This is a genomic window from Sneathiella sp. P13V-1, from assembly GCF_015143595.1.
In the GTDB taxonomy this organism is placed as follows: domain Bacteria; phylum Pseudomonadota; class Alphaproteobacteria; order Sneathiellales; family Sneathiellaceae; genus Sneathiella.
Genome location: NZ_WYEU01000001.1, coordinates 1,207,536 through 1,230,991 on the forward strand (window position 1 = coordinate 1,207,536; position 23,456 = coordinate 1,230,991).

The following is a 23,456-nucleotide window of genomic DNA, read 5'->3' on the forward strand; positions in this document are numbered from 1 at the left end:
TGCGCTTAAGGCCTTGTCTGACCTTCGCCGCGCACTTGATACTTGAAGCTTGTCAGTTGTTCCACACCTACAGGACCGCGGGCGTGCATTTTGCCTGTGCTGATACCAATTTCGGCGCCCATGCCAAACTCACCCCCATCTGCAAACTGGGTGGAGGCGTTCTGCATGACAATGGCGCTGTCCACTTCGTTCAGGAAGCGGGCTGCTGTTTCAGCATTTCCTGTCAGAATGCAGTCTGTATGGTGTGATCCATATGCTTCGATATGCGCGATAGCTTCATCAAGGCTCTCAACCACTTTCGCTGACAGGATGGCGTCCAGATATTCTGTTTGCCAGTCAATCTCAGTGGCTTCATTGATCCGATCGTCAAGCGCCTGTACCGCCGCATCACCGCGCACTTCACAGTCTTCTGACAGAAGACGTTCAATGGCAGCTTTCCCAATAGTGGCAAGCACATCCTTGTGGATCAGCAATGTTTCCAAGGATCCGCAAATACCAGTACGGCGTAGTTTGGAATTTCGAATGATCTCAACCGCTTTGTCCGCATCGGCCTCTTTATCCAGATAGATATGAACCAATCCATCCAAATGAGAAAAGACAGGAATGCGGCTTTCACGCTGGACGCGTTCGATAAGGTTGCGACCACCACGTGGGACGATCACATCTACATATTCAGGCATGGTCAGCAATTTACCGACGGCCGCCCGATCCGTTGTTGGGATCATTTGAATAGCGGCAGAAGGCAGGTTCGCGGCTTTCAGACCGTCTTGCAGGCATTTCCAAATGGCGCGGCTGGAATGATAGCTTTCAGAACCACCGCGAAGAATGCAGGCATTCCCGGCCTTCAGACAAAGCGCACCAGCATCCGCTGTTACATTTGGACGTGATTCATAGATGATGCCAATGACCCCCAAAGGCACACGAACGCGAGCGATATTTAGGCCGTTCGGGCGATCCCAATCTGCCATGACGTCCCCGACCGGATCCGCAAGGGCGGCGATGTCTTCAAGGCCCTTTGCCATACTTTCAATGCGGTCGTAATCCAGTTTCAGGCGATCCAGAAAAGATGACGCGGTTCCGCGCTCTTTCGCGGCGGTCATGTCTTTGGCATTAGCAGCCAGTAGCTCATCTCGTGATGCGCGTAAGGATTTGGCCGCTTCCAGAAGCGCTTTGTTTTTAGTGTCCGCCGGGGCAAGTGACAGAATATGGGTCGCTTTCTTTGCGTCGCGGCCCAGTTCCTCCATCACGTCATCGATCGACTGTGTGTCTGTAATGTTGGAATGTACTGTCATTATCTTGATCCGTTTTTCTTTTAATTAAGGGCCATTTCATCCCGATGGACAAGTTCATCCCGTCCAGAATAGCCCAGCAAATCTGCAATCTCACCACTTTTATGCCCAATGATAAGCTTTGCATCTTCGGACGAGTAGTTTGAAAGTCCTCGTCCTAATTCTTTTCCGTCTGCACTGATCAAAGTCACCAGATCACCGCGTTCGAAATCTCCGTCAATGCGTGTCACCCCGGCTGGAAGCAGACTTTTGCCGTTACCCAAAGCCTTCTCAGCTCCTGTATCCAGTGTCAGTGTGCCGGCGCTGGAAAGGCTGCCAGCGATCCACTTTTTGCGGGCGGTGCGAGGTGTGTCCGTAGCAACAAAGCAGCTAAATCTGGCGTCCCCTTTTTCTATGGCTTGCAAAGGGTGGCGGATCTTGCCGCTGGCGATAATCATGCTGCAGCCCGCCTGCGTGGCAATCTGTGCCGCTTTTAGCTTTGTGATCATGCCGCCACTGCCATAAGCCGTTTGAACACCACCGCCCATGGCCATGATTTCGTCACTTAGATCATGGATTTCCGGTAAGAAGGTTGCGTCTGCATTTGTCGTTGGATCTTTGTCATAAAGACCATCCACATCGCTTAGCAACACAAGGCAATCCGCGCCCATCATCTGCGCAACACGCGCCGCAAGTCGGTCATTGTCACCATAGCGAATTTCACTGGTGGCAACGGTGTCATTTTCATTGATCACCGGAATGGACCCGAGCGACAGGAGGGTGGACAATGTACTTCTTGCATTCAGGTACCGGCGGCGTTCTTCAGTATCACTCAATGTGAGAAGAATTTGCGCGATCTTCAGGTCAACAAGACCCAGAATTTCCTGATAGGCATGGGCGAGTAATACTTGCCCGGTTGCCGCAGCAGCCTGGCTTTCTTCCAGACGTAGCTGTCCTGCTGGCAGGCCAAGCACAGTCCGTCCCATGGCGATGGATCCGGAAGAGACAATCAGCACTTCCTGACCGCGGGCACGCATTTCAGCCACGTCTTCTGCGAGGGCTACAAGCCACCGTTTTCGAAGCTCGCCCGTATCGCCATCCACAAGAAGGGCAGAGCCGATCTTGATGACAACACGTTTTGCATTGGTCAGTTTCTCAATTAAGGACGCCATGTTGGTTTCTCTTCCCCGGCTTCTTCGCGGCGGGTTTCCTCTTCTTCTACTTTTTCCTCTGCTTTTTCCGCGTCAATTATGTCGATCAGTTCAAATAGCAAAGGTTCTACATTATCGCCTGTAGCCGCGGAAATGGTTCTGACCTTTTTGCCAGAGGCGGCTTCCAAAGCGGCAACTTTCTCCTCAATTTCTTCATCAAGAAGCGAGTCGATCTTGTTGAGTACAACAATCTCGTCTTTCTCAGCCAGATGATCGGCGTAGGCTTCCAATTCACCGCGGATGGTTTTATAGGACGCCACCACGTCCTCTTCTGTTCCATCAATTAAATGAAGAAGAACCCGGCAACGTTCAACATGGCCCAAGAAGCGGTGACCAAGACCAATCCCTTCAGAGGCCCCTTCAATAAGGCCAGGAATATCAGCGAGCACAAATTCCCTGCCACCGGCACCCACAACACCCAATTGTGGAACAAGTGTGGTGAAGGGATAGTCAGCGATCTTAGGCTTGGCGCGGCTTGTGACGCTTAGGAATGTAGATTTACCCGCATTTGGCAGACCCACCAGACCGGCATCCGCAATCAGTTTCAGGCGAAGCCATACCCAACGCTCTTCCCCAGGCCAGCCTGGTTCAAACTTGCGCGGGGCACGGTTGGTCGATGTTTTAAACGCAGCATTGCCGCGTCCCCCGTCACCACCCACACAAAGGGTTTTCTTCTGACCAACTTCTGTAAAGTCTGCGATGATGGTTTCGTTATCTTCTTCTAAAATCTGTGTACCAACAGGGACCTTCAAAATGACGTCAGGCGCAGCGGCACCTGTTCGATCACGGCCCATGCCGTGACCACCGTTTTTAGCTTTGAAGTGCTGCTGATAACGGTAGTCGATCAGGGTGTTCAGCCCTTCGACACATTCGGCATATACCGACCCGCCGCGGCCCCCGTTTCCACCATCAGGGCCACCAAACTCGATATATTTTTCCCGGCGAAAACTCATGGAGCCGGGGCCACCATTGCCGGAGCGCAGGAAAATTTTGGCCTGATCTAGAAATTTCATGGAACTATTGCTCGTTCTGCTGAATGAATGCTGCTGAAAATAGCAGGACAAAAGAAAAAGGGGAATGGTTGGACCATTCCCCTTCTTAATTCTTTATATTATCCGAAGATGCTGGCGCTTAAGCCTGACCGTCTACAGATACATAAACTTTACCGCCAGCTTTTTTGGTAAATTTAACTTTACCTTCTGTGACGGCGAAGATGGTGTGATCCTTGCCCATTCCAACATTGTCACCCGGGTGCCATTTAGTGCCACGTTGACGCAGAATGATGTTGCCTGGGATAACAGCTTCGCCACCGTATTTTTTGATGCCAAGGCGGCGGCCAGCTGAATCGCGACCGTTACGGGATGAACCACCAGCTTTTTTATGTGCCATCTAGCTTACTCCTCGCTTGCTTCTTCAGCATCTTTCTTAGGTGCTGCTTTTTTTGCTGCTGCTTTTTTTGGAGCCGCTTTTTTGGCGCCTTTAGCAGAAATGTCTGTAATACGCAGAACTGTCAGATCCTGACGGTGACCGGCTTTACGACGGTAGTTCTGACGACGTTTCTTTTTGAATACGACGATTTTATCGGCGCGACCCTGTTCCAGAAGAGTGGCTGATACAGTCGCACCTTCGACAACCGGGCTACCTACAGTCAGGGCACCATCGTCGGCAGCAACTGCCAGAACCTGATCCAGAGTTACGGTGTCGCCAGCTTCACCGGCCAGGCGCTCTACCTTGATAACATCGTCTTTGGCGACTTTGTATTGCTTGCCGCCGGTTTTGATCACTGCAAACATGGCTGATCCGTTTCGAACATAATGAATGGTCGCGAAGATTGCCTCCGCGCCGTATAATTGAAGGGCGCAATATATCCATGACCTATTTTAAGTCAACATGATTCAATACGGATTTGAAAGATTTTTGACATTTTTCCCAATTTTTTGCGGGGCGTGGGATAGAGGTCCTGTTTTGGAAGAAGAATATTGAAGGAAATTGTCGCGCCTGATATTGAGGAAAAGCGCCGTTTGGCGCAGACTGCTAATAAATAACAATAACAAGTGCAGTTCCCGTGACGACCGTGATCCAATTCTGATTCCCTTCCTATTAAAAGGGGCCCACGGCTGGTTGCAGGGACAGAATAGGGGAAATCATGAGTGATTCATCTGTAAATGAAGGGCGTTTTGACCCATTTTCACACACTTTGGTGGAAACGAAAGGTTTTGAGGACCTGAAATTAGGCGACAAATTTCCGATTCCATCCCGCACCATTGGCGATGCGAACTTCGCAGCTTTCCAATTAGCGTCTGGTGATAACCATCCGATTCACTATGATGAGGAATATTGTAAGGCGCTTGGCTATTCTGGAATGCTGGCTCACGGATTTCAGGTGCTGATTCAGGCGACACCGGGGGCTGGGTTGTTTCCACATGTGATGGGGGACTGCATGATTGGCTTCATCGAGCAATCGAGCCGTTTCCTAAAACCACTGATCGCTGGTGATACGGTTTATCCGAACCTTGAAGTCATTGATTTGAAGAAACAGACCAAGACAGGTGTTATTACTTTGAAAGCCACAGTTCATAATCATCGTGGTGAGCTCTTGATGGAAGGGGAGCAGAAGTTCCTGGTGAAACTGAAAAAACCAGAATAGGGGGCGGATATGTCTGAAGCAGGCTATTTACCTTATAAAGAGCAAACCCGTCACTATTTTGACCGTCCAGACGAAGGGCCGTTAAATGATATACTTGATGTCCCTGCTGCGTGGTATGGACGTGAGTTATCCAAAACAGATGATTGGATCGTTCATTTCACTGATGAAGACATCGCTGAGATTGAAGCGGCTTTTGATGTGGCGATGCAAAGCGGTAAGGAGACCCGCGATCTTCTTCCTTCTGATTTTCCCCTCCCTAACCTTTCCAGGAAAATGGACGTGTGGCGTGAGGAGATCAAAACGGGTCGCGGCTTTCAGGTTCTTCGTGGTATTCCAGTTGAAAAATGGTCCCAAGAAAAGGCGGAGACATTTTTCTGGTGCTTTGGTCTTCATCTGGGGCGGCCCGGCGGTCAAAACCAGTCCGGAGATCTATTGGGCCATGTGACAGATCTTGGTGGGGAGAAGGCTGAAGATGTCTTATCCCGTCTATATAAGACCGCGGCCAATATCGACTACCATTGTGATGGGGCAGATGTGGTTGGCCTTCTGTGCTTGAAAAAAGCCAAGTCAGGTGGTCGCAGCCGGATTGTCAGTTCAGTCACTGTATTTAATGAACTGATGAAGGAGCGTCCGGATCTCGCTGCACGGTTGTTTGAGCCGGTTAAACTGGATATCCGCAACGAAAACAGCAAAGCAGGCCGCAAATATATCGAAGTGACCCCGTGCAAATACGGGAGGGGGACTTTGCATACTTTTTATCATGCAGACTATTTCCGTTCGGTTCAGCGACATGAGGAGGTTCCGCCCTTTACGCGCGAAGAGCAGGAGATGTTCGACCTTTATGAAACCATTGCCGCCAAGCCCGACCTGTTAATGGATATGGATTTGGAGCCGGGCGATATTCAGCTTCTCTCCAACCACACAAACCTTCATGCCCGAACTGAGTATGAGGATCATGAGGATGCAGCCAAGAAGCGCCATCTGTTGCGCCTCTGGCTGTCTTTAATGGACTAAGGTCTGACCCCGAAACTTGGTCGCCCTGCTTTTCGAAGGGGGGCGGCCAGATTGGCAAATTCACAAAGTAGTTTTCGTGTGCTTCTTGGGTCAATAATCTCTTCCACCATAAAGCGTTCCGCTGTTCTAAAAGGTGACCTGAGACGATCCAGACGCTCTTCAATTTCTTTGAGCTTTGCTTCCGGATCATCGGAAGCCTCCAGATCTGATTTATAGGCCGCTTCCAGCCCGCCTGCGATGGGCAAGGACCCCCAGTCACCACTTGGCCACGCGTATCGAATATTAAAACGGGAGGCGTTCATGTGGGCGGCACCGGCAACCCCATAACATTTGCGAATAATAATGCTGCACCAGGGAACTGTGGCCTGGAAAATGCCGCTCATGGTGCGAACGCCGTGGCGGATGGTGGCCTGTTCTTCGGCCTCACGCCCCACAAGAAAACCCGGGATATCCACAAGATGAACAACGGGCAAATGGAACGTTTCCGCAATATCCACAAATCTGAGCGCCTTATCTGCGGCATCTGCGGTCCACGCCCCGGCGTAATGGTAGGGATCGCTTGCCATAACGGCAACAGGCCAGCCATCAATCCGGGCAAAGCCTGTAATGACAGAACGCCCCCATTTTTTACCCATCTCAAAAAAGCTGTCTTTATCCACCACAGATTTGATGATTTTCCGCATCTTGTAGACCTGACGCGGATTGCGCGGGATGGCTTCGATAAGCCAGTCATCTGATCTTTCGGGGTCATCGGTAATCTCATTACGTTCAGGCAGTTCATGGACGGAGTTTGGAAGGTAAGAGAGAAACTTTGCTGCATATTCAAAGGCTTCTTCTTCTGATCTAACCTCATCATCCACGGCGCCATTTGTGGTGTGAATGTCAGATCCACCAAGTTCATTCTTGTCCAGCTTTTCACCGACACGGGCAACAACGGGTGGTCCGGCCACAAACATCTGGGAGGTTTCTTTGACCATAACGGAATAGTGGCTTGCCGCCACACGCGCCGCCCCAAGGCCAGCGGTTGAACCTAAGGCCAATCCCACTACAGGAACCGTAGACAGGTTTTCCACCACATGTTCCCAACCACGCACCGCCGGAATATAAGTGCGGCCCTCCGTTTCAATGGTTTTAACCGAGCCACCACCACCTGTGCCGTCCACAAGCCGAATAAGGGGGAGTTGCAACTGACCTGCCATCATTTCAACATGGGTGAGTTTTTCGCGTATGCCTGCATCATTGGCACCGCCGCGAACCGTAAAGTCATCGCCCGCGACAACCACATTGCGCCCGTTAATCTTACCGCGACCGGTGATCAAGTTGGCCGGCTGCATGGATTTGATGTTGCCATCTTCGTCATATTCCACTTTGCCGGTGATGGTGCCGACTTCATGAAAGCTGCCGTCATCCAGCAGCTTATCAATCCGCTCCCGCACGGGCAGCTTGCCTGCATTGATGTGCCGTGCGAGTTTTTCCTCGCCGCCCATTTGCCGACCAAGTTCCTGACGGTGCTTTAATTCATTGATTTCTTTTTCCCAGGACATGGGCTCCCCCTTTTTCTTCTTGTTTTTAAGAAAAGGGTAATGGAGCAAAAGGGAAAGAGCGAGTGTTTTTTAAAAAGGATAAGCTACAAGTTACGCGACTGTTGGGTCCATGGGGGGGCTGGATGCGCTTTCCGGCCCGGCCGCCATTTCTTACGCTACTGGGTAATCAACTCGACTGCAATCGAGGGAGAATATGCCCTTAAGGTTTTAACATCCTGTAAGATTCTACACGCAATTTTATGCAATTTTTAGATGCAGTTTATATAAGCGTTTTCAAAGGTTTGTAATCCGCAGTTTTGCTGTGTATTGTAGATCTATGACCGAAGCAGAAATTCTGGATTTTCTTCAAAAAATTTGGGTGGAGATCTCTCAAAACGCCCAAAAGATCGAAATCTACGTACAGATTTTGGCAGTTATTTTGGGGTATGGACTGGCGAGAGTGGTCCAGTTCCGAATCAAATCCGCCTTGTCCGGACTGGAAGATAAATTCACCTATCCGCTTATCGCCCGTACCGTTCCCGTTCTGGTGTCCGTTTCCCTACCGGCAACATGGCTTGCGATCCAGTTTGCTGTCCTTGCCATTATTCGGGGGCTTGGGCATCCGTCTTATATTCTGAGCATTACCTGCTCGCTTCTCAGTGCCTGGGTGATCATTCATATCTTTACCCGACTGATGCAAAACTCGGCATGGGCGCGGCTCGTGGCGCTGTGTGTCTGGTCAATTACCGCCCTTAATATTCTGGGGTTACTATCGCCCACTCTTGCTTTCCTAGACAGTCTGGCTTTCACTTTTGGAGAGACTGAAATCTCCATGCTGAAAATTGCCAAGGGAATCGTGGCAGCGATTATTGTTTTCTGGATTACCCTTGGTCTTTCCAAATTTGCAGAAGGCCGTATTCAGAAAAGCAAAGCGCTCACCCCTTCGGTTCAGGTGTTGCTGGCCAAACTGGTGCGGGTTGGCCTGATCGCAGCGGCGATCCTGATCGTTCTTTCAAATTCAGGGATAAATATCACGGCCTTCGCGGTGTTCAGTGGTGCCTTGGGTGTAGGTATCGGCTTTGGCTTGCAAAAGGTGGTTTCCAACCTGATCAGCGGTGTCATTCTTCTTCTGGATCGGAGCATTAAACCAGGTGATGTGATTGAAGTTGGCCAAACATATGGGCGGGTGCATTCCATGGGGGCACGCTATGCGTCTGTCATTACCCGTGATGCCACAGAGTATCTGATCCCGAACGAAGATCTCATCACTCAGCATGTGGTCAACTGGTCTTACACTTCCCACAATATCCGGCTTAAATGCCCGATCGGAGTATCTTATAATTCTGATATCCCCGCAGTGATAAAGTTGACCGAAGAAACCGCTGTTACCATCCCGCGGGTTTTGTCAAATCCGGCCCCCCGTTGTCTGATGCGGGGATTTGGGGACAGTTCCATTGATCTGGAACTGCGCTTTTGGATTACCGATCCGGAAAATGGCTGTGCCAATGTTACCAGTGAAGTGTTGGTTGCCATATGGAAAGCCTATAAAGAGGCCGGTGTGGAAATCCCATTCCCACAGCGGGATGTGCGTGTTGAAATGATTTCAAGCGATCAGTCTTCAACGGAAAATTAAAATCCAGATACACAGCTTCCTTGCCTCAGCTCTCAAATGTGATATGTAATAATATAACATTTATCTATAGGAGCGCTGTCCATGTACGCCCAACATGAACATAGCCATTGCATTGAAACCGCAGTGGAGGCCGCAGAGCGTATTTGCGAAGATCGCAATTTGCGATTTACCGAATTGCGCCGCCGTGTTCTGGAGCTTGTCTGGCAGAATCACGGAGCTGCCAAAGCCTATGACTTGCTGGAACAGCTGGGGGATGACTATAGCGCTAAGCCACCAACCGTGTATCGGGCGCTGGACTTTCTATTGGAAAATGGACTGGTTCACAAAATAAATAGTTTGAATGCCTATGTAGGATGTGAGCATCCGCTGGAGCATAAGGATTGTTTTTTTCTGATCTGTTCCAATTGCGAGGAAGTGGCAGAATGTTGTGCCGGTGATGTTGCCAAATCACTGAGAGACATGGTGGCAAAAAGCGGTTTTAAGCCAACGCACACGACCCTGGAAATTGAAGGCCTGTGTCAGCAATGTCAGGCCGGGTGATGTAATGAGTATCGCTTTTGTTTCGGCCAAGGATGTATCTGTCATCCGTGATGGTCGCCATATCCTGAAAGATGTCTCCGTTGATGTGATGGAGAATGATTTCATCACTATCATTGGCCCAAACGGAGCGGGCAAATCCATGCTGCTGAAGTGCCTGATGGGATTTTACAGGCCTGACGAAGGTTCAGTTTCCATCGCGAAGGATTTGCGTATCGGATATGTGCCGCAACGTTTGATCGCAGATGCTACGTTACCCATTTCTGTAAAACGATTTTTGACGCTCCGGAAGAAAGTTAGCAAGCCTGAGTTTGATCGGGTAGTTGAGGAAACGTCCATTGGAGCTTCACTTGACCAATCTCTTTCAGTTTTGTCTGGCGGTGAATTGCAGCGCGTTCTTCTGGCGAGAGCGCTACTTGCTGAGCCGCAACTTTTGGTGCTTGATGAGCCGGCACAAAATCTGGACATCACAGGCCAATTGGCTTTTTACAAGCTTTTGGACAAGGTCTATAGAGAACGGAACTTGAGCGTTCTGATGGTATCTCATGATTTACATCTTGTTATGGCTTCTACGCGAAACGTTCTGTGCTTGTCATCCGAAGTTTGTTGTTATGGCGCACCTCAGTCGGTTGCCAGAAACCCTGCCTTTATCACCTTGTTTGGGGAAGATATGGCAACGTTGATGGCGAGCTACGACCATCACGCACACGGACATCATCCCCATTCCCATGAAGCCTGTGAAGAAGATGGTCATACACACGACCCTATTCAGGTAGTTTCCAATGTTCGATGATTTTTTGGTGATGGCATTGCTTGCAGGGGCAGGCATTGCCTTAATTGCAGGTCCGCTTGGTTGCTTCGTTGTGTGGCGGAGAATGGCCTATTTTGGTGATAGTCTTGCCCATAGTGCCTTGCTGGGAATCGCTCTTGGACTTTTGGTGGGATTTAATACGAATCTGGGAACTGTCCTAGTATGCGCTTTGTTTGCTGTGATGCTGTTGACTTTGCAGGAGATGAAAGTACTGGCGACAGACACCTTGTTGGGCATTTTGGCCCATGCAGCCTTGTCCATAGGTATGGTGGTTTTAAGTTTCGTTCATGATCAGCCTTTTGACCTTCACGCTTATCTGTTTGGTGATATCCTTACCGTTACAACGACGGATCTTATGTGGATCGGTGCTGGCGGAATTGTTGTGTTAGGGCTTCTGGTCGCAAACTGGTCGTCTTTGACTTTGATGACACTTCACGAAGATTTGGCCCGTGCGGAAGGGGTGAAAACCTTTTGGGTTAATCTGATGCTGGTTCTGATTATGACGGTTGTTGTTGCCGTTTCTATTCGAATTGTCGGAATTTTGCTGATCACTTCACTGCTCGTCATTCCGGCGGCGACCGCACGTCAGTGGGTAAAAACTCCTGAAAGCATGGCGATGCTCGCAGCGGCTTTCGGGTTGATGGCTGTAAGTGGTGGCATCCTTGCGTCATATGAAGTGGATACGCCTGCTGGGCCTTCTATCGTGACGGCGGCAACTGCTTTGTTTGTGGTGCTTTTCCCTTTAGCGGCTTTGCTTAACAAGCGCCGAAAATTTGTTTGATCGGCGTTTACTTGATCGCTCCTGAGCGCTACTCTGCTTGAAATAACAAACAAAAACAGGGGAGTATTCTGATGATCGAACATGTGTTGGAGAAGTGGCATGGTATCCTTGAGAGCAAGGATATCGCTGCGCTGGATGGATTGCTGCATGATGATGTGGTGTTTCATTCGCCTGTTGTTCATACCCCGCAAGCGGGAAAACAGCTCACCACCTTGTATTTGGGGGCGGCTTTTCACGTGCTGGCTGGGGATGATTTCAAATATCTGCGTGAGGTGACAACCGGAAATCACGCCGTTCTGGAATTTGAAACGATTATCGATGGGATTACCCTGAATGGCGTTGACATGATCACCTGCGATGATGACGGCATGATCACAGATTTCAAAGTCATGGTGCGTCCGCTAAAAGCGATCAATATGATCCATCAGATGATGGGTGAAATGCTTCAGAAAATGGCTCCCAAAGCATCCTGATAAATCGGAGGCACCATGCTGTCAGATCAGACCATTCTTTTCATCCTTTTTGGGGGGGTATTTGCTTTTCTTCTTTGGGGGAAGTGGCGATATGATCTGATTGCTTTTGTAGCGCTTATTCTTGCGCTGGTGCTGGGAGTGGTGCCGACAGAAGCCGCTTTTTCCGGCTTTGGTCATCCGGCGACAATTATTGTGGCACTGGTTCTGGTCGTGTCCCGCGGCCTGATGAATTCGGGTGCTATTGATATCCTCACACGCAAACTGACGGCGATGGATTTGAAACTATCCAGTCATATTGCGGCGATGAGTGGTTTAAGCGCAATTCTGTCTGCTTTTATGAATAATGTAGCGGCACTTGCCTTGTTGATGCCTGTGGATCTGCAGGCCGCCAGAAAAGGGGAGCGTAAACCCCGTGTCACGCTGATGCCCCTTGCTTTTGCAACAATCCTTGGCGGCATGATTACCCTTATTGGCACACCGCCCAACATTATTATCGCCGCCTACCGAGAGCAGGCGCTGGGTGAGCCTTACGGGATGTTTGACTTTGCCCCGGTGGGGCTGGTGTGCGCGGTGCTTGGTATTGCCTTTGTCACCTTTATCGGTTGGCGTCTTATTCCGAAGGGCAAAGATGATAAAGATGCAAATGTAGAACTTGCGGATCTGGAAGAATATCTTTCAGAACTGGTAGTCCCCGAAAAATCCCCCATTGTTGGGAAGCGTATTCGTGAGTTGGATGCAACGGCAGAAGATGCGGATGTATCCATTGTCGGATTAGTTCGTCAGAAAACCAGATTCTCAGGCTACGCCCGCCACCGTGAAATTCAGGCAGGTGATGTGTTGGTTATTGAGGGGGGGCCACAATCCCTGGATCAGTTTCGTGGTGCGTTAAAGCTGGAATTTGTTGGGGAAAAACGACATGAAAAAGCGGCGTCTGGTGGTATGGCCCTATTGGAAGTTGTGGTGCCGCATAATGCCCGCATAGAAGGGCGCTCAGCATTGTCGTTGCAACTGCTTCGCCGTCACGGGGTGACGTTGCTCGGGGTGTCGCGGCAAGGGCGCCGTTTCAGGGAACGGGTTCGCCGACTTGAAATTGAAGCCGGTGATATTCTCCTTTTGTTGGGGCCAACGGAACAAGTGGAAGAAGTAGCCAACTGGCTTGGCGTCTTGCCGCTTGCAGAGCGTGGCCTGAACGTCACCCAGTATAGACGGGCGGGAATTGCCGCCGGAATTTTTGCGGCAGCCATTGGGGTTGCCAGCTTCGGTGGCCTGTATCTGGCCGTGGCTTTGGCTATTGTAGTGGCGGCCTATGTGATCTTGGACATTGTTCCCTTGCAGGAGGTTTATTCCCAGGTGGAATGGCCTGTGATTGTACTTTTGGGATCTATGATTCCTCTTGGCAGTGCTCTGGAGGCTTCAGGCGGCACAGCCTTTATCGCGCAAGAAATTATGGATTTGACAGCGGGTCTCCCGGCGGCTGTCATTCTCACCGTTTTAATGGTGGTGATCATGACCTTGTCAGATGTGCTCAATAACACAGCAACGGCGGTGGTTGGAGCTCCCATTGCGGTAGATTTGGCAAATCGTCTTGGGGTGAGTCCTGATCCGTTTTTGATGGCCGTAGCCGTTGCCGCTTCATGTGCTTTCCTGACCCCCATCGGACATAAAAATAATACCCTGATTATGGGACCGGGCGGTTATAAATTTGGCGACTATTGGCGCATGGGGTTGCCACTTGAAATCCTGATTGTCGCTGTATCTATTCCGGCGATCCTGTTTTTCTGGCCGTTATAATCAGTCAATATCTACTTCTAAGGTGGATTTATCTGTCACAGACTCCATGACGATGAAGGTGCTGGTATGCTGAACCTTGGGTAGGCGTGCCAGCGTTGCCCCTAGGAAATGCCGATATTCGGTGACGTCTTTAGTGCGCACCTTCAACAGATAGTCAAAATTGGCAGCGACCATGTGACAGGATTGAATTTCCGGAATTTTGGAAACGGCAAGATTAAATTCCTGCAAGGCTGCCGCGGTTGTGTCGTTTAGGCTAACCTGAACAAAGGCGATATGCCCTACGCCTAACTTGTTCGGATCCAACCGCGCGCCATATCCGGTGATGATCTTTTTCGATTCCAACCGTTTCACGCGGTCAATACAGGGCGTTTTGGTAAGGCCGACGCGGGAGGCCAGCTCCGTCATTGTGATGCGGCCATCTGCCTGCAATTCGCGGATTATCTTACGATCTATCTTGTCCATATGACTATCATATATTGATTATGCAGTAAAATTTACTTTAGAGCCGAAACTTCATAGGAATAATATACGAAAATAGTTCGCAAAAAAGTAAATTTGCCAAAATTACTGCGCTAGATTCAGTTTCATATCCTGTTTGTTCAAGGGAATTGGAAATGACTGCTATGCCGCGCACTACTCTTACCGATATCCGTCATCGTATCCGGGAGGCTTATCTCACAGATGAAAAGCTGCTGTCGAAACAGCTCATCACCGAGCTCGGTATGAGTGAGAAGACCCGTGAGAAAATCACCGCTGATGCAGCGGAATTTGTGCGCAGCCTGAGACGGGATACAAACCCTGGTCTCATGGAAACGTTTCTTGGGGAATATGGCCTTAGCACCGAAGAAGGCATCGCCCTGATGTGCCTTGCTGAGGCTTTGCTTCGCGTGCCGGATGAACAGACAATCGACATGCTGATCCAGGATAAAATTGCCCCGGCCGACTGGAGCCGGCACTTGGGTCATTCCACCTCTCCTCTCGTAAACGTGTCCACATGGGCGCTGATGTTGACCGGTAAGGTGATTACACCGGAGCAAGGTCGAAACTGGGATGTTGTGGGAAATATCAGAAATCTTGTCCGCCGTGCTGGGGAGCCGGTTATACGTAAAGCGGTTGGACAGGCCATGCGGGTTCTGGGCCATCAATTTGTCCTCGGAAGGGACATTAGGGAGGCTCAGAATCGCGCGTCGGCCATGGAGAAAAAGGGGTATACATACTCCTACGATATGCTTGGCGAAGGTGCCCGCACAGCAAAAGATGCTAAGAAGTATTTTCTGGCTTACAGTCGGGCCATTTCATCCATTTCTGAGAGTTCCAATTCTGATGATGTGAGGGAAAATCCGGGGATTTCCATCAAACTGTCCGCATTGCATCCGCGTTATGAGTTCGCGCAAAAGGATCGGGTGATGCAAGAGTTGGTCCCGCGGGTTGTCAGTCTTGCCATTCAGGCGAAAAATGCCGGAATGGGGTTCAATATTGATGCGGAAGAAGCCGACCGTTTGGACCTGTCACTGGATGTTATCGAAGCGGTCTTAGCCACATCTGACCTGAAAGGTTGGGATGGGTTTGGGGTGGTCATTCAAGCCTATGGCCTTCGCGCATCGCACGTGATTGACTGGTGCTATGGCCTTGCCACTGAGCTGGATCGCAAGATTATGATCCGTCTTGTGAAAGGCGCTTATTGGGATACTGAAATTAAACTGGCGCAGGAGCAGGGACTGGACAGATATCCGGTCTTTACCCATAAAGCGGCTACAGATGTCAGTTACATGGCGTGCGCCCGAAAACTACTATCTATGACAGATCGGATTTATCCGCAGTTTGCGACCCATAACGCTCATTCAGTGATCAGCATTATGGAAATGGCGCCAAACACAGACGTGTTCGAATTTCAACGCCTGCATGGGATGGGGGAATCTTTGCACGATCTGGCGCGGGAGAAATTTCAATCTCGCTGTCGGATTTATGCACCTGTCGGGGTTCATGAAGATTTGCTCGCCTATCTGGTGCGCAGGCTCCTAGAGAATGGTGCCAACAGCTCCTTTGTGAATCAGGTGTTTGATGAACAGGTACCTGCCCGTCAGGTGGTGCGTGATCCTATTGAGATCCTTGAGAATTCTAGTTACTGGAGCGGCAAAGGTGGCCTCCCGCTCCCCCATGAGATTTATCCTGACGGCCGCATGAACTCTAAAGGCCTTAATTTTGCGAATCCTCCGGTTCTTGCGGCATTTGATCAAGAGATGGCAACGCGCCGATTAAATACCTGGGATGCCGCAGCGATAATTGACGGTGTGGTATCGACCGGAGAGGGGACACCGGTAATAAATCCCGCTAATCGCACAGATCAGGTGGGAACTGTGTTGGAAGCCACACCGGATGAAGTGCAAAAGGCATTTGATTTGGCAAAAGAAGGGGCGGCTGAATGGCAAAATACCGCACCTCAAGATCGGGCTGGTATCCTTCGAAAAATAGCGGATCTCTACGAGGCACGCGCCTATGATTTGATGGCGATTTTGGCGCGTGAAGCGGGTAAAACCCCATGGGATGCGTTGAATGAAATTCGGGAAGCCGTTGATTTCTGTCGTTACTACGCGGAGGAAGCGGCAAAAGCAGGCGGGGATATGCTTCCCGCGAGAGGTGTCATCGTATGTATCTCCCCTTGGAACTTTCCGCTGGCGATTTTCACAGGGCAAATTGTTGCGGCGCTGGTGGCGGGTAATGCGGTTCTTGCAAAACCGGCAGGACAAACACCGCTCATTGCCTTTGAAGCTGTTCAGTTGATGTTGGAAGCAGGTATCCCTTCAAATGTTCTCGCTCTTCTTCCCGGGGAAGGCAGTACCGTAGGGCAGGCGTTGGTCTCCAACCCTGATGTTGGGGGTGTTTGCTTTACTGGGTCCACAGCAACAGCGCAGCATATCAACCGTACTTTGGCGGAAAATGCAGCACCTACCGTTCCGCTTATTGCAGAGACGGGAGGGCTAAACGCGATGATCGTGGATTCAACCGCACTGCCAGAACAGGCAGTAGATGATATTGTAACGTCGGCCTTCCAATCAGCAGGGCAGCGTTGCTCCGCCCTTCGTATTCTGTATGTTCAGGAAGATATCGCAGATACCCTTATAGAGATGATGAAGGGCGCTGTGGATGAATTATCCATCGGTAACCCTCAATTCATAACAACGGATGTAGGGCCGGTCATTGACAAGGCCGCCTATGAGAAAATCACCAGCTACATTGACACTCATGAGGCGGAAGGGAAGCTGCTTTATCGTCTTGCCCTCCCAAAAAACGAAGTAAGTGACGGGTATTTTGTCACCCCGGCGGCGATTTCCGTATCCGGCATTTCCGAGATGGCGGAAGAGATCTTCGGCCCTGTCCTACATGTCGCCACATACAAGGCCAGCGAACTTGAACAGGTCGTTGAAGATATCAATGCTGCTGGATATGGCCTGACAATGGGGCTTCACACACGGGTTGATAGTCGGGTTCAAAAAGTGGCGGAACTTGCGAAAGTTGGAAATCTATATGTCAATCGAAACCAGATCGGCGCTGTGGTGCAGGCCCAACCTTTCGGCGGGGAAGGCCTTTCCGGTACTGGGCCAAAAGCGGGCGGTCCCCTGTATTTGAAGAAGTTTGGGGCAATGCCGGCGGAAGGATCTGAAGAAAACTCAATATCTTTCGCCGCAGACGGTACAGACCTCACGCCGTTAATTGACAAACTTAATAAAATGAGCGGCCACATCACCAACGGCGAACTCCTGGATCAGGTGTTGGAGGTTTCTGCCAAAGAATCGGCAGAGTTACTGACTGATGTGAAAGAGCGACTATCTTCTTTCATGACAGACGGTATTGATGGCCCCGGTCCCACAGGGGAGAGCAACAGGCTTGACTTTCACGGGCGCGGTCTGATTTGGGTGCATGGCGCCAATTGGCAGTCTGACATGCTGACTTTGCTGGCAACGGGGAACAAGGTGATTGTGTCCGGGGTGAGCGAACAGGATGTGAACGCGTTTAAAAATCACTTATTAGGTAAGCAATTGTCGGAGCGAGTGGTTTTCTCAACTGAGGCCGTGTTCAGTATGGATCATCTCAAATCTCCTGATCTTTCTGCCTGTTGTTTGTCGGGTCAGTCCATTTCTTTGCTTAAGGAAATAAGGGTAGCGCTTTCACATCGTACAGGAGTACTAGTACCTTGCTTGGCGTCAGCGCGAGCGTGGCCCGAATATGTGAGCGAGAAAACGTTGAGTGTTGATACAACGGCATCTGGTGGAAATGCAGCGCTTCTGGCGTCAGTCCCATATGAAAACTAACCTATTTAGATAACTAATTATTTACGCTCTTCGGTTTAGTGTTTTCGTATAACTGCTAAACCGGGGAGTTCATGAATAGTTTTAGGTTGTTATCCGTTGCCGCTGTTTGCGTGCTGGCTGTATTTTTCTTCGTTCTAGAGAAGGAGTATGAACGTCATCTTGTCGAAGAAAATCGTCAGGAAGCGATGAATGATGCGCAACGCAGGGCTGATTCACTTAAATCTAAAATTAATCTCCGGATTGCCCGTGATATTCATATTCTATATGGCCTTCGGGCTTTGGTTGAAATTGACCCAAATATCACTCAAGAACAGTTCTCCAAATTTGCAGCCTCTGTTCGCGAGACAAGCCCGGGTATTGTAAATATCGCGGCGGCACCGGATCTGGTCGTTAAGTATGTTTTTCCATATGAGCCAAATAAAAAAGTTCTCGGTCTCGATTATCGCCAGCAAGCACCAGAGCAAAGGCGCGCAGTATTTAGATCAGTTCGTCAAAGCAGACCTGTCATTGCGGGACCTACAGAGCTTGTACAGGGAGGGGTGGCGATTATCCTGCGCCTTCCCGTATTTACCCGAACTGTCACCGGTGAGCGAAAGCTCTGGGGCATTTTGGCAGCTCCTGTCAGCATGGATCAGATTTTCAAAGATGTAGAATTTTCCTTTTACGAGTCGGAATATGAAATTGCCATAAGAGGTAAAGATGGTCTTGGGCGCAATGGAGCTATCTTCTATGGCAAGGAAGAGCTTTTTGGGGCAACTCAGGAAGCCCTGATTACCTCGGTGCCGCTTCTTAACGGAAGTTGGGTGTTAGCGATGAAACCTAAGGGCGGGTGGCCTGGGGGTAAAGGCCCTGATACTGCAATAATTGGGTATTTCTTCGCTGCTTTTGTCATGACCTCGATTTTATTTGTGCTGGTTTCCGCCTATTTCAGGGAAAGAAGTCTCGCCAGAAAGAAAATCGAGGTTTCATTAAAAGAAAAATCAGAGTTTCTGGAAATCCTGACCCATGAAATCAGATCCCCTCTGCAGGGGGTCTTGGCGGTGCAGAAGTATCTTCTTGATAATGAGATAAATCCGAAGTTCAGGGAACTGGTGTCAACAGCGCGCGAAACCGGAGATTATATTGTCAGTCTCATCAACGACTATCTGGACTTACAGAGGGCAGAGAGCAATAACCTTCAGGTGATTAAACAGCCAACAGATGTACGGCTGTTACTCTCACGTGTTCTGGATATTGTCGGGGTGATGCATAATAACTCCAATGTTTCATTGATCACGAACGTCTCTGACGATGTTCCAGATCTGGTGTTGGTCGATGAAAGGAAGCTGAAACAGGTTCTAGTAAATCTGGTCACCAATGCGTTGAAGTTTACTGACCTTGGTGTGGTGCGTATTAAGATAACGCATAATCTAAGCGATACAGATCCAACACTGGGCATCAGTGTGGAGGATACAGGCATTGGCATATCCAGTGACGCCTTGAACAGTTTGTTCGACCGCTTCACACGAACAGAACACAGTGAACACCGGGTAGGTTCGGGCCTTGGGCTTACAATCGTGAAAACTCTGATTGACGTAATGGATGGGGAAGTAGAGGTTACCAGTCAAGTTGGCGAGGGTAGTATGTTCCGCATTGAACTTCCTGCGGAAATTGTAAGCCAGTTGGATTTGGAGAAGATGCAGGAGGCAGAGGTCCCTGCCAAATCTACATATAAAAACCTTCGATCCCTCAGCGTGTTGATCGCCGATGATATGTTGGTGAACCGGACATTGTTGGAAGCTCTGTTAAAGCCCTCAGTAGGTTCAGTTTCTGTTGCCGAAGACGGATCTGAAGCGCTGGACCTTCTGAATAAAGAAAAGTTTGATCTGGTCATAATGGATGCGAGAATGCCCGTCATGAACGGTATCGACGCGGTAAAACGTATTAGAAATGATAGCCGCTTAAGTGGTCTTCCTGTCATTGGGCTGACAGGTGTAGATAGCAATACCAGCCATGCGTCCATGTTGGATGCAGGCATGGACAGGGTGCTTACAAAGCCCGTCAATATTGATGTCTTGCTGAAGGAAATTGATATTGTTCTCGGGGAGAGGGGTAGTATGGATCACTCCGGGGATTGATAAGACATCACTTGATTTGAATACCGACTGTTATCAGATACGTCTTCCCCCACCCAATCAGGAAGTGAGATTTCTGCTTTTTCTTCGGCAAGTTCGATTTCTGCTAAAACAAGACCAGTGTTGGGAGAGGTAAATTCATCAACATCCCAGTGTTGCCCGAACGTGTCGCGGACCTCATACCGTGTCTTCTCTATGATGTTACCGATGGCAAATTGCTGCTGAGCAATGACATGAGCTTTGGGTACTTCATACTCAAACTCAGGTCTGACCAGCACATTTTTTGACGTGGAGGGGTATTTAAGTGTCAGATAGCCAACATCCTCCAGCAAGCGTAACCTCACCGTTGGGATAGCTTCCGGGGCAGAAATATAAAACTGAGTGATTTTCTTCTCGGAAAGGATACCTTCCTTCCATCGATCAGAGGTCACTAGGAATTTCTTTTCAATTTCGATCATCTCAGGTCTCGGGAAACAAGGTAGGCTGTTTGATTATCAATCAACCGCGGGCAAGTAAACCGAAATGATCGTTCCCTCATTTTCTGCGGATTTGATACCAATATTGCCGCCAGATTGTTTCGCAAATCCCATAATCATGCTCAGGCCCAATCCGCTTCCTTTGCCCACTTCTTTGGTTGTGAAGAAGGGATCGAAAATGCGCTCCTGAATGTCCAGTGGGATACCGGCACCGTTATCTTCAACTTTTAAACAAACATAATGGCCTATGGGAAGTTTGTACGTCTCTGAGTTTTCTTCAGTAATTGAACAATTCTGAGTTTTCACTTTCAATGTGCCACCGCTTGGCATGGCATCGCGAGAATTGAGACACAGGTTGAGAACGCTGTTTTCGACCTGATTGGGGTCCACCACCGTTTCCTTGAGGTCAGGCGCATGTTCAACGATGATGTCGATATCGGCTCCCAAGGTTCTGTGGATCATGCTCATCATGGTTTCAACCTGGTCACTGATTTTGATCTTTTTGGGTGCCAATGGTTGTTTCTGTGAATAGGCCAGCATTTGGTGGGTGAGCTCAGCGCCCCTTGATGCTGCTTTGATTATATTCTCGGTTTTCGCGGATAGGGCACCCTGCTTCAAGTCCGCCAAATCTTCTTGCAGCATTTCTGCGTTTCCAAGAATGATGCCCAACAGGTTATTAAAATCATGGGCGATACCACCTGACAGATTTCCCACAGCTTCCATCTTTTGCGCTTGTTTGACACGCTCTTCCAGATCTACTTTATGGGTAATGTCGGTATTACAGCCACGAAAGCCTGCAAAATTCCCTTGGGGGTCGTAAATCGGTATGCCGCTGGTTGTGAACCAGTGTTTTTTGCCTGTTTTCTTGTGAAATCTTGGAAATTCTGCATCCCGATAGGCGCGCTTTTCATCAATAGCGTTCAGAAAAACGCTAATTCCGGGGTTCTGTTGTTCTTCTTCAGAAAAAATAGACCGAATGGTTTTGTCAAAATACCAGTTTTTACTGTGCCCAACAAAACTATCAACGTCATCAGAGATATAAGTGAAATAACCATCAGCATCTGTTTCCCAATAAATATCAGAAGAAAACAGAGTGAGGTCTTTAAAGCGCTTTTCGTTGATCCGAAGCAGATCTTCAAGTTTTTTGCGTTCAGTGACGTCTCGAGACATGCCGAATACCGAAACTGCATTTCCATGTTCATCCACTTGAACTTCAGCTCTTCCCTGAATGAACTTTTCTTTACCATCCACGATCATCCGGTGCTCGAAGTCAAAGGGGGTTCTTGCCTCGATGCCATCCCGGTAGACCTGCAAAATCGGCTCATATTCGCCTTCTGGGAACATCTCTTTAAATTCATCCAGCGGAATTGCTGAAGACTGGTGATTAATCCCCAGAATTTGGCGGAGCTCATCGGAGGGTGTGAAATGGAGGTTCTTGAGGTCAAATATCCAATGCCCCGCTTCAAACAGGGTCTGGGCGCTCGCCAGTTGCGCTTTTTGAAACTCCAGTTTTTCCAACAGCTCACGGGTTTCGGAAATATCTCGTATCGTGAAGATGGCGGCTTTGTGTTCTTTCCACTCTACCGGACCATAGGTGACATCCGCATAGAAATAGGTCCCATCAATTCGTTTCAAGCGGCAATTGAAGCGAAGGCGATCGTCGAAAACATGATCGTTAATCTGTGATGTCACGAAGTCGATATCATCGGGGTGAACGTAATCCCGATAAGGGATTTTGATCATTTCCATCTCATCGGAAGCCCCAAAAAGGGAAAGGACTTGTTGGTTTACGTAGGCGATTTTACCGTCTTGCAAAATGGAGATAGCGTCAGGACTTGCTTCCAAAAGATGGCGAAACCTTTGCTCTTTGTTCTTGAGATCCTGCTCTTTTTTTCGAAAAGGCGTAATATCCGTCAGGCTGGCAACCCAGCCCCCTGTTGGTAGTTTCGAATCCTTAATGCGAATATTCCGGCCATCTTCCAATTCAACATCAAGATGGGGGATTTCACCGCGGTGCAGCTTTTCTCTTTCTGTGATCCATTTATCTTCATGGCCTTGCACTGAGGGCATGGAGCCACTAAAAGCAGCAATTTGTGCTAAATCATTGAAGTGAACGCCAGGTTTAAGGTGACCTCTCATCCATGGATAATATTCCAATTGCTGGGGGCTATAGGCAACCACACGATCTTTATCATCATATATGATAAATGAGTCATTTGTGGCCTCCATGGAGGCGGTTAAATATTTGTCAGTCTCAGAGTGCTGGATGTTATTTTTTTGGGCCGTATTTTCACTGTCAATCAATCGCCCAAAGCTTTTGCGAAGCAGCTCAGCGAAGCATCCGGATATCTGATCCAGTAGACTTTTTGCCATTCCGCTTTTGTGGCCGATCAGGATGAGGCCATTTTCCTGCCCCGATGGGGATTGGGTGACCAGTGCAAGATAATCTTCGCTGACATCAGCCTCAGGGAATATGTGCTTTTCTTTTGTGGGGGTAAAATACCAGGCAATGGGATCTTGATCCGGGCGCGCCAGAAGCCTGAGCCCGATCATCGAGAGATGCTGTTGAAAATGAACGGGTCTGAAATAGGTGCCAGATTCATGCCTGACATAAAGTTCAGCGGCTGTAATCTTCAGTTCCTGAATCAGTATATCTTTAAAGTTCTGAAATTTAGTTGCCAAAGATCCCTTGGACCATACCAGGCTGCCAATTACGGCATCCCAGTCCATACTATGCACCGTCATAACTTACTTGTCCCACACACATCGCCTGCCAAGGCAGGAAACAGATACCACACACACCATCCAGCGGCCATTAACCACACATAAACGCCAGAAACAAACTATAAATTCTGTTTTGGTAATAT

19 protein-coding genes are annotated in these 23,456 nt (G+C 49.2%); 10 read left to right on the forward strand and 9 right to left on the reverse strand.

Annotated elements, in window-relative coordinates:
• Positions 1 to 5 precede the first annotated feature (5 nt).
• The 5 genes from GUA87_RS05825 to rplU all read right to left on the reverse strand — a co-directional run bounded on the left by GUA87_RS05825 (position 6) and on the right by rplU (position 4,272).
• The gene (locus tag GUA87_RS05825; RefSeq protein WP_193715554.1) at positions 6 to 1,292 is read right to left on the reverse strand and encodes a glutamate-5-semialdehyde dehydrogenase; all 1,287 of its coding nucleotides are present in this window, start codon (positions 1,290 to 1,292) and stop codon (positions 6 to 8) included.
• 20 nt (positions 1,293 to 1,312) lie between these two features.
• Positions 1,313 to 2,440, reverse strand: a complete 1,128-nt coding sequence (proB, locus tag GUA87_RS05830) for a glutamate 5-kinase (RefSeq protein ID WP_193715555.1) — start codon at positions 2,438 to 2,440, stop codon at positions 1,313 to 1,315.
• Positions 2,428 to 3,492, reverse strand: a complete 1,065-nt coding sequence (gene obgE / locus GUA87_RS05835; RefSeq protein ID WP_193715556.1) for a GTPase ObgE — start codon at positions 3,490 to 3,492, stop codon at positions 2,428 to 2,430. Before obgE ends, proB begins: the two co-directional genes overlap by 13 nt.
• 118 nt (positions 3,493 to 3,610) lie before the next feature.
• The gene (gene rpmA, locus GUA87_RS05840; RefSeq protein WP_193715557.1) at positions 3,611 to 3,868 is read right to left on the reverse strand and encodes a 50S ribosomal protein L27; all 258 of its coding nucleotides are present in this window, start codon (positions 3,866 to 3,868) and stop codon (positions 3,611 to 3,613) included.
• Between the two features lie 5 nt (positions 3,869 to 3,873).
• The gene (rplU, locus tag GUA87_RS05845; protein ID WP_193715558.1) at positions 3,874 to 4,272 is read right to left on the reverse strand and encodes a 50S ribosomal protein L21; all 399 of its coding nucleotides are present in this window, start codon (positions 4,270 to 4,272) and stop codon (positions 3,874 to 3,876) included.
• A 353-nt stretch (positions 4,273 to 4,625) separates the two neighbouring features.
• On the opposite strand from rplU, the gene GUA87_RS05850 reads away from it, so the two are divergent.
• Both GUA87_RS05850 and GUA87_RS05855 read left to right on the forward strand, forming a co-directional pair.
• A complete protein-coding gene (locus tag GUA87_RS05850; RefSeq protein WP_193715559.1) occupies positions 4,626 to 5,126 on the forward strand; it encodes a MaoC family dehydratase in 501 nt (166 codons plus the stop codon).
• Positions 5,127 to 5,135: 9 nt separating this feature from the next.
• On the forward strand, positions 5,136 to 6,140 hold the full coding sequence (locus GUA87_RS05855; protein ID WP_193715560.1) for a TauD/TfdA family dioxygenase: 1,005 nt from the start codon (positions 5,136 to 5,138) through the stop codon (positions 6,138 to 6,140).
• On the opposite strand, the gene GUA87_RS05860 is transcribed toward GUA87_RS05855, so the two are convergent.
• Positions 6,137 to 7,684 (reverse strand): acyl-CoA carboxylase subunit beta, encoded by a 1,548-nt coding sequence (locus GUA87_RS05860; RefSeq protein WP_193715561.1) that lies wholly within the window; start codon positions 7,682 to 7,684, stop codon positions 6,137 to 6,139. The genes GUA87_RS05855 and GUA87_RS05860 overlap by 4 nt on opposite strands.
• 316 nt (positions 7,685 to 8,000) lie before the next feature.
• Between GUA87_RS05860 and GUA87_RS05865 the strand changes: the two genes are divergently transcribed.
• From GUA87_RS05865 to GUA87_RS05890, 6 genes are all read left to right on the forward strand, one after another.
• Entirely contained in the window at positions 8,001 to 9,296 is a 1,296-nt protein-coding gene (locus GUA87_RS05865) for a mechanosensitive ion channel family protein (RefSeq protein ID WP_193715562.1), read from the forward strand.
• 81 nt (positions 9,297 to 9,377) lie between these two features.
• Entirely contained in the window at positions 9,378 to 9,836 is a 459-nt protein-coding gene (locus tag GUA87_RS05870; protein WP_193715563.1) for a transcriptional repressor, read from the forward strand.
• Between the two features lie 4 nt (positions 9,837 to 9,840).
• A complete protein-coding gene (locus GUA87_RS05875) occupies positions 9,841 to 10,626 on the forward strand; it encodes an ATP-binding cassette domain-containing protein (RefSeq protein WP_193715564.1) in 786 nt (261 codons plus the stop codon).
• Complete coding sequence (locus GUA87_RS05880) at positions 10,616 to 11,425, forward strand: iron chelate uptake ABC transporter family permease subunit (RefSeq protein WP_193715565.1); 810 nt, start codon at positions 10,616 to 10,618, stop codon at positions 11,423 to 11,425. The genes GUA87_RS05875 and GUA87_RS05880 overlap by 11 nt, the downstream gene beginning before the upstream one ends.
• A 71-nt stretch (positions 11,426 to 11,496) precedes the next feature.
• Positions 11,497 to 11,898 carry a nuclear transport factor 2 family protein gene (locus tag GUA87_RS05885; RefSeq protein WP_193715566.1) on the forward strand — a complete coding sequence of 134 codons (402 nt, stop codon included), beginning with the start codon at positions 11,497 to 11,499 and terminating at the stop codon, positions 11,896 to 11,898.
• A gap of 15 nt (positions 11,899 to 11,913) precedes the next feature.
• Complete coding sequence (locus GUA87_RS05890) at positions 11,914 to 13,689, forward strand: SLC13 family permease (protein WP_193715567.1); 1,776 nt, start codon at positions 11,914 to 11,916, stop codon at positions 13,687 to 13,689.
• On the opposite strand, the gene GUA87_RS05895 is transcribed toward GUA87_RS05890, so the two are convergent.
• The gene (locus GUA87_RS05895) at positions 13,690 to 14,151 is read right to left on the reverse strand and encodes an Lrp/AsnC ligand binding domain-containing protein (protein WP_193715568.1); all 462 of its coding nucleotides are present in this window, start codon (positions 14,149 to 14,151) and stop codon (positions 13,690 to 13,692) included.
• A gap of 152 nt (positions 14,152 to 14,303) precedes the next feature.
• On the opposite strand from GUA87_RS05895, the gene putA reads away from it, so the two are divergent.
• Positions 14,304 to 17,999 (forward strand): bifunctional proline dehydrogenase/L-glutamate gamma-semialdehyde dehydrogenase PutA, encoded by a 3,696-nt coding sequence (gene putA, locus GUA87_RS05900; protein WP_227711693.1) that lies wholly within the window; start codon positions 14,304 to 14,306, stop codon positions 17,997 to 17,999.
• Positions 18,000 to 18,070: 71 nt separating this feature from the next.
• Positions 18,071 to 20,116, forward strand: a complete 2,046-nt coding sequence (locus GUA87_RS05905) for an ATP-binding protein (protein WP_193715569.1) — start codon at positions 18,071 to 18,073, stop codon at positions 20,114 to 20,116.
• On the opposite strand, the gene GUA87_RS05910 is transcribed toward GUA87_RS05905, so the two are convergent.
• Positions 20,101 to 20,571, reverse strand: a complete 471-nt coding sequence (locus GUA87_RS05910; protein WP_193715570.1) for a CYTH domain-containing protein — start codon at positions 20,569 to 20,571, stop codon at positions 20,101 to 20,103. The two genes, GUA87_RS05905 and GUA87_RS05910, sit on opposite strands and share 16 nt — an antisense overlap.
• A 36-nt stretch (positions 20,572 to 20,607) precedes the next feature.
• Positions 20,608 to 23,334, reverse strand: coding sequence for a PAS domain S-box protein (locus tag GUA87_RS05915; protein ID WP_193715571.1), 2,727 nt, complete (start codon positions 23,332 to 23,334; stop codon positions 20,608 to 20,610).
• Positions 23,335 to 23,456: the final 122 nt, after the last annotated feature.

Coding starts and splice junctions, on each gene's coding strand:
- GUA87_RS05905 (WP_193715569.1), top strand. CDS start 18,071: ATGAATAGTTTTAGGTTGTTATCCGTTGCCGCTGTTTGCGTGCTGGCT.
- GUA87_RS05895 (WP_193715568.1), bottom strand. CDS start 14,151: ATGGACAAGATAGATCGTAAGATAATCCGCGAATTGCAGGCAGATGGC.
- GUA87_RS05875 (WP_193715564.1), top strand. CDS start 9,841: ATGAGTATCGCTTTTGTTTCGGCCAAGGATGTATCTGTCATCCGTGAT.
- GUA87_RS05870 (WP_193715563.1), top strand. CDS start 9,378: ATGTACGCCCAACATGAACATAGCCATTGCATTGAAACCGCAGTGGAG.
- proB (WP_193715555.1), bottom strand. CDS start 2,440: ATGGCGTCCTTAATTGAGAAACTGACCAATGCAAAACGTGTTGTCATC.
- GUA87_RS05855 (WP_193715560.1), top strand. CDS start 5,136: ATGTCTGAAGCAGGCTATTTACCTTATAAAGAGCAAACCCGTCACTAT.
- rpmA (WP_193715557.1), bottom strand. CDS start 3,868: ATGGCACATAAAAAAGCTGGTGGTTCATCCCGTAACGGTCGCGATTCA.
- rplU (WP_193715558.1), bottom strand. CDS start 4,272: ATGTTTGCAGTGATCAAAACCGGCGGCAAGCAATACAAAGTCGCCAAA.
- putA (WP_227711693.1), top strand. CDS start 14,304: ATGACTGCTATGCCGCGCACTACTCTTACCGATATCCGTCATCGTATC.
- obgE (WP_193715556.1), bottom strand. CDS start 3,492: ATGAAATTTCTAGATCAGGCCAAAATTTTCCTGCGCTCCGGCAATGGT.
- GUA87_RS05850 (WP_193715559.1), top strand. CDS start 4,626: ATGAGTGATTCATCTGTAAATGAAGGGCGTTTTGACCCATTTTCACAC.
- GUA87_RS05865 (WP_193715562.1), top strand. CDS start 8,001: ATGACCGAAGCAGAAATTCTGGATTTTCTTCAAAAAATTTGGGTGGAG.
- GUA87_RS05915 (WP_193715571.1), bottom strand. CDS start 23,334: ATGACGGTGCATAGTATGGACTGGGATGCCGTAATTGGCAGCCTGGTA.
- GUA87_RS05825 (WP_193715554.1), bottom strand. CDS start 1,292: ATGACAGTACATTCCAACATTACAGACACACAGTCGATCGATGACGTG.
- GUA87_RS05885 (WP_193715566.1), top strand. CDS start 11,497: ATGATCGAACATGTGTTGGAGAAGTGGCATGGTATCCTTGAGAGCAAG.
- GUA87_RS05860 (WP_193715561.1), bottom strand. CDS start 7,684: ATGTCCTGGGAAAAAGAAATCAATGAATTAAAGCACCGTCAGGAACTT.
- GUA87_RS05890 (WP_193715567.1), top strand. CDS start 11,914: ATGCTGTCAGATCAGACCATTCTTTTCATCCTTTTTGGGGGGGTATTT.
- GUA87_RS05880 (WP_193715565.1), top strand. CDS start 10,616: ATGTTCGATGATTTTTTGGTGATGGCATTGCTTGCAGGGGCAGGCATT.
- GUA87_RS05910 (WP_193715570.1), bottom strand. CDS start 20,571: ATGATCGAAATTGAAAAGAAATTCCTAGTGACCTCTGATCGATGGAAG.